Raw genomic sequence first — 9,075 nt, forward strand, 5'->3', positions numbered from 1 at the left:
ATAATGTGCATTATGATAAATGAACTATCGTTTGTTTTCTGATGCTTAGATTGAATCTATCATTTTTTGGCCGTTTAGTAAGCAGCAGGTAATATTCTTGCTTTCTTGAATGTATAGTAAAATCAATGGTTTGGGCTGAATTTCCTGCCAGCGGCAGGAATGACAAGTTTAAAAAATACCAAGGAACTTTTTGCGGGGTGTCGTACCGTTGCTTATCAACAGTTGATTAGCCTGTTTCCTCCACTCGTCACGATCAGCCTTAACGTCTGCAAGTTGCTCTTCTGTTGCTTTAAGTAAGCGCTCTAAACCTTGAATTTCCTTACTGTTTCCAGACGTTTCATTAGGTGTATCGGATCGTTCGATTTCTACCGTATCGCTAGGGTAGGGGGGATACACTCTGTGTAATTCAGACGCATCTATTTCCCACGCACCACTATCATTCTTAACTGCGGATATTTTTCCGCCAGCTATAGCTTTAGTTATGGTAGATTTAGTTTTTCCAACTGCTTTAGCCGCTGTTCCTGCTGTGTATTTCATCATGTTTCTCCTGCGGTATCCAATCGTTCGATTTCAACTGTTTACTATCCGTTTCAGTGAAACCCTAGTTTTCTGAATCTATGATTGTTTCCGTTGAACCGGTTTGTCTGGTGCTCCGACCAACCTTTGCCGCCTGTAGTTCTTTGTATGACTGAATAAGACCTGCTTTGTCTTTGACATGCCAAAACATTTTGAACCCCACAACCTTTCGACCTTTGCTCTCAGGTGTGATCGTTACATGGTAAGGCGTTATGGCGTTCACTTCAGCTACTGCTGGTTCAATCGCTTTAATACGTAAGTTGCGATATGCATCTAGTTTTCCAGCTTCAACACCCAACAGATCTCTCATGTCCTCGATATCCAAGTACTCATTGAATTTGTGTTTTAAGTTGATCCGTCTGGCGATCGCTTCATAGAGCGCAAACGCATATTTACTGCTGAAAGAGCGCATGACTTCCAAATCTAATTTTGCAAATACGCTGCTGTCTTTCAGCACACCAGTTAGATGATTTGGAAAACTGTAGGTCATAATTCCTGATGTTGTGATGCTTCTAGAACCTAATAGTTGGGTCTCAATATTTGTTCCGTCAGCCCGAACGGTTACAATCACCGTAGTCATTAACTTTCGTATTGATCTCTGTAAGTTTTGATTATTCTGACCTGCTGCCTTCAACTGTGAAGTGGCAATCGAGAACTCTTCACCAGCAACTATAATGCTTTTACCCCATGCATTATTCAGCAGGAGGTTGAACACCCTCCTGTCCTGTAGGGTTAAAGCCCCAGAGCCTTTTATTTCTATTAGCTCATTCGGCTTTATCATTTCCGATGCGTAGGCGGTTAGTTCATGCGTCTTTTTAGCCATGGTACCATCTTATGGTTACATACGTTCTTGAAGAGGTAACAATACACGCAAAATATGGTGCTGCAAGGGCGGTGCGAAAAGTAACCGTAAGCGGTGCGAAAGGTAACCATAGGGCGGTGCGAAAAGTAACCGTAAGCGGTGCGAAAGGTAACCATAGGTGCAATATTAGCTATAATAATAAGGATCATAATTACCATGAAGATAGAAGATTCTAAGAATTAAGAAGACTTGTGATAACAGCGAAAATCGCAAGCAGATGCAGAGCATACTGCGAAAGGCCGCGACAGGCAGAAAACCAATGCACCGCGTGATGGATCGAACGGTAAACCGTGCTGGGTGCTTAGATGATTTTATAGCCTTGGTGATTGCGGCCTAGAGAGAGCTGATCGAAACGAATGCCATGGTTTTAGACGCTAAAGGTGCGATCTTACCGAATACCTAGTATTTTCATAGACTTAAGTATGAACAGGGCAGGGCAGGGCCATCTGTTATTGAAGATTGTTACAAGCAGCTAATTTCGTGTCAGTAAATGTATACAGGAACAAGATAGTGTGTTTTTTTGCCCCGTTTTTCTTCGATAGATGAAGATCTACGAAAAAACGGTATTTGTTGCTAAGCGCTATGAATGAGGATTAGGCGGCACAATCAGCCCTCTAAGAGCATATTATGCGGTTAGGTTAGCTGGGGTTCATATTGACGCTAAGAGCGTTCAGTGAGGCTATTTGAAGGCCCTGCGGCTGAATAAATATAAATACAATGCACCGCGCGATGGATCGAACGGTAAACCGTGCTGGGTGCGGGGTGTTTTTATAGTATTAGCTGTGAACAGGGCAGTCCAAAGCCACATGTTCTTCAAGATTGCTAACAGCGGCTAACTTGTCATGACTAAATGTATACAGGAACAAGATAGTGTGTATCGCCGCCCCCGTTTTTTCTTCGATAGATTACAATCTACGAAAAAACAGAGGCTACTGGTGTGAATGCTTAGACGCCGTTCCAAAAACCTTCAAGAACAGTTTAGGTTTTGAACGGGGCTTTTGGCGGCGAATATCGGGGTGCTTTGCGTATGTTCCAATAACGAGCGTTTTTGGAAGGCTAACTCCAGAATTGCCTGTTACAGGTTCAACCCCATCAATTCCTTTGATTTAGTCCATTTCACGTAAGCTGCGAAATCTACGTGGCGCGTGGTATGGCTTGGTACGTAATAGATCAGCTTATGCCATGCTTACGCATCGTACGATTTCGAAACGCCGCTCGTTTGGGGTAACGTGCCTCGTGTTGTTGCAGGTAGGCGCGCGCGCTCTCAAATCCCCCCATCACAAGCGAGAGTTCGATCAATGCCTCAAGCGGGCCACCCTTTGATAAAGGCGACGCGTCTGCAGCCACGAGAAGTGCGGCAGCTGTAGCAGGATCGCCTATTTTTGCATGGGCTTGCGCCAGAAGGATAACCAAATCAGCGCGGCTATGCACAAATTCATAGGCATCTTGTGCGGCGGCAATCAGCGCCTCGTATTCATGCGCTTGATTCAAAAGTCGCAGTGAGATTGCAATATTTTCTTGCGCATTTTCATCGTGGCCAGCGACCGCATGCCCGGTAATATACTGGCCCATTACGCTGTCCATTATGCGCGCCACAAGGTCGGGCGAGACATGGCGGAAATCGTCGCTTTGCCACGCGGCTTTGGGATTGGAGAGCGTCACAAATTCGTAAGACGGGAAGTAGTCGATATTTGTGGTGTCGCGCACAAAGGCATCGATCGCTGCACGCTGCACGGATTTAGAATATGTATTGGCAATCAGCACATCCATATCGCGAAAAGTCGATAGCAGCGGCACGGGCGATACCGTAAGCAACATGCGCAAAGGCTTGCTCATGTGTTTTTCCAGCAGCTCGCGGATGTCGTGTAGGCACGACAATACGTCTTCATAGCTGAGCACGCGAAACTCGAACCGTTCAGGTTCGGCGTTGACCAAGGCGAGCGGCGGCGAAGTATTAAGGTAAATCCCTAGCTTTGTGTCGAACCACGTCTCGGCATAACCAAGCGTGACGATCACCACATCAGCCGTGGCTACACGTGCCAATACATCAAGATAACGGTTTCTGAATGCTAGGATGTCTGCGATCGGGAATTCAAGTTTGGCGATACCCAATTGCAGGTCCGCATACCAATCTTTACCTTCAACACGATAAAGTACGTCGGTACCCGGAAAGCTGTCGCGCTCTAGGGCCCATTTCAGATCATTGTAGATCGAATGCACCGAGTATTTGTTGAAGAAATTGGGCGTAAAACCACGGCTGTCACCAATGACGCCGAGGTTCAATTCATGGCTGCTTACCTGCTTACCTGCATTGATCAGCGCAGTTTCGACATTTCGTGCAAAACACGATCCGATTGTGAAAAATGTCTCATCCGCAGCAATCTGAAACGAGGGCCGACCCAGGGGAGATGCCAGTGGATAAAGCCGGTCCGCACCAACCTTTGGCGATGGGTACCTGCGTTGCGCGTTGGTCTTCGCGCGTCCAAATGCCTCTTTTGCAGAAACCTGCTCGATGTGGTAGCCCATTTAGGGTTCCTTTGAGAGTAATTTTCATTACTTAGCAGGTGCCGCCAAGAAGCAAAAATTTCGCGGAATATATCAGCAACTTTTAGCTACAATTTACAGTGCAAGCTGGAGAAAAACCGGCGCGTAGTTTAGAGGTTAGGTTTTAAAAACTGTCATTTATTAATATTCCTCGTGTCGTATAAAACATCATAAGCGTGCAAAATATAGGAGTTTATATAACTTATATGCAAGAAGTATGGATAAATTTGGAAGATTTGGTAAATTCGATCACAGATCAATATAATCAAGCATTGGCTAACGGCCACAGCGAGGCTTCCGCAGTAGTGAAAGCTGCAGCGCATCTGTCAATAAACAGAGAACAAATGTCTCATCCTAGAATTTGTGCCGAGATGGTTGGTTTGTTATTAAATAAAACACAGTAGAGCGTGTTAATGTTCCGGAGTTAAAAGTTTCCTGATGCGAGCAGTAGCTTTGCGATCAGAATAACGCGAACATCGCATGTTTCTTGCTGTCGAGCATCTCATCCAGGTTGTCCACTGTCACCTCTTGCATGAAACCTGCCTTGGGCATTTTCTGATGCCACTGCAGGCGGCCACAGTGATAGCCGCGCGACAGGAACGCCATCATGATTTCCCGCCGTGTATGGCCGTGGCGTTCGACGATCTCGTCCCAGTGCAGTTCCAACAGGATCTTGGGCCTGTGGCTGTCGAGTAACGTGTTTAGGTCATCGACCAGCCGCCCTTCGAAGCCTTCGATGTCGATCTTGATCAGTCCGGGCATGGTGCCAATCCGGGTGATCAGGTCGCACAGCGATAATGTATCAAGCTGGGCCTCGGTAAAGCGATGATGCTTTTCAAACGATAGGTGCATGCCTTCGTACCAGACGGTCTGATCCAGTGCGGTGATATCTGACAGGCCCGCCAAATGCATGTGATAGCGTGTGCCGGGATTCAGATCGGGGTTCAATGCGTGGTTCGCGGCCACGGCGGCGGCAACACCGGGGTTCATCTCTATCCCGTCCACACGGGTCATACGCGGCATGCGCAACAGAAACTGTGAGATGAAACCAAAGTGCGTGCCGCCACCTCAGGCGTGGTCATGTCGAACAGCATCGGCCCATGGGTGGTAAAGTCAACCTGCAAGGTGTCGCCCCGATCAGCGGTCCGCCAGGACCAAGTTTTTGCACGTTCGGCGATGGCAACTAAGAGAACATTGTAGGTCACCGGGATGGCATGCGTAGAGGCGGTATTCTTTGGTACTGTCACGTTACCCTCAATCATTGTTTATCGTAGGTGCCAAAGCTATGGGTTACTGGTTTTTTGTTCTTCGCACCGTTTATTGTGAGCTTCTCACAACGCGGGTGGTCAGCTAATTTGGACTGGTGTCATTTTGGGCGGGGGCAGAGTTTTTCTCTTTTGGTGGACGGCCTTCGGTCAAAAGTGCGGCCTGTTTGTTCACAAAATCGGCGATCTTGAAATACCCAGTGCGCGTATAATGGTCGCTATCGGCAAATTCATCCGAGTCCAGTAACCGGTCCACATCGACAAAGTACGTATTGTCATGCGCGTCGCAGAACGCACGGCACATTGCGTTAAAGGCAAATCGCATATCTAGCGTGCGTTCGGCCTGTTGCCCGTGTGTGGTGGCCGACCCCAGAATGAACAGCGGCACACCGGGTGTCCGGTGCGTGTCTGCATGTAAAAAAGACTGGCGAGTTAGTTCCAGCCGCTCCTCCAGTGGGAGGCGGCGGTGGAACATCTCCTTGGCAAAACGCATTGCAATATCGGGGTCTTTCATCAGCTTTTTGAACCGGCGCGGCGGTATGGTGGCCCAGTATTTGCCGCCAAAACCGTCGCCGCCATACGTGAACAGCAGATCCGACGGGACCGAAAAGTACATCGAAAGTAAGATCAGGTCCGCTGCAGCCAGCGACCGGTCCAGTTCTAGCATTTCCGCATAAGTGTGGCCTACAAAGTGTTGCAGCGCCTTGCTGTGTTTCAGCACCATGTCGCGCGGGTTGATAAAAAACCCCACATCATCATAGCGCACCAACATACCCTTATCGTCCTGCTTGTTGACGTATTCGTCACGGTTGGTCCCGCAATAAAACGACACCTGCAACAGATCACACCCGCCCACCAAACATAAGCGGCGTTCCTCAAGCTGATTGGCCCCAGTGTCGAAATCGGTGACTTCGGAGATCCAGTCTACGACCTCGGGTTCGCTCAAATCGCTCGCAACAGGGCCTGCAATCTTGAAATCAGGGCGGTCCAGATAATTCCAGACCCATTGTTCCACGCCCATGTTTAAGGTGCGGCAGGAAAACGCTAAATGGTGCACGGTGGTGCCGGAAAACTTTGTACGCACCAGAAAAAACCCAACGACGCCATAATCGCCATAACGGTCTTGCACCTCGATAAGGCCGGCATGCATACCCGACACGGCCAGCAATTCATCTAGATTATTGCGCTCGGCGGGGGTATTGGCGCGCACTTTGGTGAAATTAAGCTGGTTGGTCCGGTTCAGCAATTCTAACACTCGGTCCATGTGGTTTTCTACATCCGTGACAATGCGGATCTTGATCTCGGACTGGCGCAGAAATTCGGTATTGGACAGCCCGCCGTTAACTTGCTCGGATTGCTTTTGTTCCATCACCTTATACTGCTTGAGTCGCGAATGATCGCTGTCGTCCTTTCCCCGCAATTCGGGCAGGTCAAGCAGACCCGTCATATTGCCCACGGCTTCGACCACCATCAAGCTCTTGTTAAAGAACGCAGCCTCTTCGAGGTTCAAGTGGTTGTCGTCCAGAAACACGACATTCTCGTCGCGCAGACCCATGTTTTGCACCATCTTGGCAATCGCCTGCCCTTTGGGTGACCATGCGATATGCGGGAACACAAACATATCCCAGATGCCCAGTTTCTCAAGCGCAGCCTGTGCCTGTACAAAATCGTTCTTTGAACAGATCGAACACATGATCCCGCGATCCACCAAGGTCCGGACCATCGCGACATGCGCATCAATTGTGGCAATACCCTCTTCGGAAAGAGTCCCTGTCCAGAAGGTCTCGTCAAGATCCCAGATGACCAATTTTACGGAGTTTTTGACGTTCTCAAATGACGGCGTTTTCACTGATCTGTTACCTGCTTGTTGCGTCTTTAAATCTGTTGGGCCCAAATGTGGCCTTCCCTCATGGCTACCATGGCCACCAATCCACCTCAAACAGTATAAAAGATATGGCTACCGCGTGATGCATTCGGGCATACCGATGCTGTTGATCGTCACAAGCAAGCTTGTTAGCCTGCTAAGAAGGAGCCACACCCTCTCAAAACATGATTGGCGACTGTTTACGGGCCATGCAGATCGTAACCGCGTAGATAACACCCCACAGCGCCTCCTTGCATTTTCTTAGAAATTACAGCCGTACACCACGGATGCGCTCACAGGAGATTTTTTGGGGCCTCTGTCTGCATGAGAGTCCGCGACCAGATCAACCTAAAACCAAAAAATGCTAGCCAATCGCATTTCCTGTTTCCCCGTCACTGCCCCAAAAGATCATCAAGGACAGCGCACAGGCCCGCATATCACTACCACTCAGATTGCCCGACAGCAGCAGGCAGAGGGCCAGAGGTCAGTCGATCGGGTGGAATGGGAGTTTGAGTTGCAGGATATGCGTAATCCATGTGGTTCCTGAACGCGAAACAGTCGTCGCTGTCGCAACAAATGTTGTCAGCTATTTCTACATAAACTCACTCCATAAGAAACTAAGCCTTGCGCTGATGTCTGGCTGATAACCTGAGTAGTTTGTGTTCAGTCGCGACTGGTTGGGCGTTCCAAAAACCACCGTTTTTGACAGGTGCGGCTGTAATTGAAAAGTAGTCAATAAAGGGTGGTTTTTGGGATAAATATCCGGAGTAAAAATTAGTCTATGCTGTATTTTTCATCTTACTAGCCAAAAACGGCTTGTTAGCCGGCAGATGTTAGTCACAAATACTTAGGTGTCTAAACGGATACCACACTTTTGGATTTTTCATTTGTATTGAAAATCTTAACGGAATTAATGAGGGAAACATGAAAGCCATTTTAGTAACTGCAGCGTTGATATTTGGGACAGCTGCCTCTGCGGACGAACGCAGCACATTCGTCGAACACACATTGCTCACTGTATTTTATCATGAGCTTGGCCATGCGTTGATAGATCTTGAAGGACTTCCACTTTACGGGCCAAACGAGCCAAGTGCCGACATTGCATCTGTGATGATCGTTGAGCGGCTGTATCCACCAGAAACATCAATGCAGATGATCACCGCAGCGGCAGATTTGTTTGCAGCTGAAGGCGTTGATCGTGGTGAGATTGAAGATTTTTCAGACTACGCAGATACACACGGCAGTGACCAGGGCCGCTTCTTCAATACGGTTTGCATTTACTACGGCGGCGATACTGAGGCACGTCAAGAATGGGCTGATATGATGGAATTGCCCGATGGTCGTGCGGAACGTTGTGCCGATGAATATGACGTCGCGACAAAAAGCTGGGGCGTGTTACTCGATCGCTTAAGCGAAAATGCGGGGCGTAGCAGTTTTGTTCTGGGAACTGTAGAAGAAGGAGCTCCCCTCACTGTCGAAGTTATCACCGCCGAACTTGAAGCGCTAAACGCGGATATTGGTCTTGATTATACCTTGCCAGTATCTATCGAAACCTGTGGAGAGCCAAATGCCTATTACGACAGTGAAACGAAGTCGATGACAATGTGTCTGGAGTTTGAAGAGTTTCTTGGCAACATGTACGATTTATTACAATAATCTTAACTTGATGCGAACCGAGGTACTGTTTGAGTATCTCGGTTAACGTCGTGCGCGCCAATCGAATATTTGATCGCCTACCAAAAACTACCGTTTATTGCGAATTACGTCGATATGATAACGACTGCTTTGAGTAATAATAAACTGTCCCAAAAGACAGGTTAACAGGTTGCACTCGGATCGAGTATACAATGCGAAGTTAATCAGTATTGGTCCTCGCATCGTTAATTCGGCGCGAGGGCTTTTTGTTAGTCCAAAGCCGATATGTGGGGAGTAAAAGCTACCCGCATCTTTGCCTATAATATCCG

At 48.0% G+C, this 9,075-nt stretch carries 5 protein-coding genes and 1 pseudogene; 1 reads left to right on the forward strand and 5 read right to left on the reverse strand.

What is annotated here, in order from left to right:
- Nucleotides 1–168: 168 nt before the first annotated feature.
- The 5 genes and pseudogenes from ACXLHR_RS18335 to ACXLHR_RS18355 all read right to left on the reverse strand — a co-directional run bounded on the left by ACXLHR_RS18335 (nt 169) and on the right by ACXLHR_RS18355 (nt 7,096).
- Nucleotides 169–537, reverse strand: coding sequence for a MerR family transcriptional regulator (locus tag ACXLHR_RS18335; protein WP_458792921.1), 369 nt, complete (start codon nt 535–537; stop codon nt 169–171).
- Between the two features lie 64 nt (nt 538–601).
- The gene (locus ACXLHR_RS18340) at nt 602–1,399 is read right to left on the reverse strand and encodes a RepB family plasmid replication initiator protein (RefSeq protein ID WP_458792922.1); all 798 of its coding nucleotides are present in this window, start codon (nt 1,397–1,399) and stop codon (nt 602–604) included.
- Nucleotides 1,400–2,608: 1,209 nt separating this feature from the next.
- Complete coding sequence (locus tag ACXLHR_RS18345) at nt 2,609–3,964, reverse strand: GSCFA domain-containing protein (protein ID WP_458792923.1); 1,356 nt, start codon at nt 3,962–3,964, stop codon at nt 2,609–2,611.
- A gap of 477 nt (nt 3,965–4,441) precedes the next feature.
- Nucleotides 4,442–5,032: pseudogene (locus tag ACXLHR_RS18350) on the reverse strand (FkbM family methyltransferase); the annotation flags it as partial.
- 300 nt (nt 5,033–5,332) lie between these two features.
- Nucleotides 5,333–7,096 carry a hypothetical protein gene (locus ACXLHR_RS18355; RefSeq protein WP_458792924.1) on the reverse strand — a complete coding sequence of 588 codons (1,764 nt, stop codon included), beginning with the start codon at nt 7,094–7,096 and terminating at the stop codon, nt 5,333–5,335.
- Nucleotides 7,097–8,035: 939 nt separating this feature from the next.
- Between ACXLHR_RS18355 and ACXLHR_RS18360 the strand changes: the two genes are divergently transcribed.
- A complete protein-coding gene (locus ACXLHR_RS18360) occupies nt 8,036–8,767 on the forward strand; it encodes a DUF4344 domain-containing metallopeptidase (protein ID WP_458792925.1) in 732 nt (243 codons plus the stop codon).
- The last annotated feature ends 308 nt before the right edge of the window (nt 8,768–9,075 follow it).

It is taken from the genome of Yoonia sp. MH D7 (assembly GCF_054439475.1).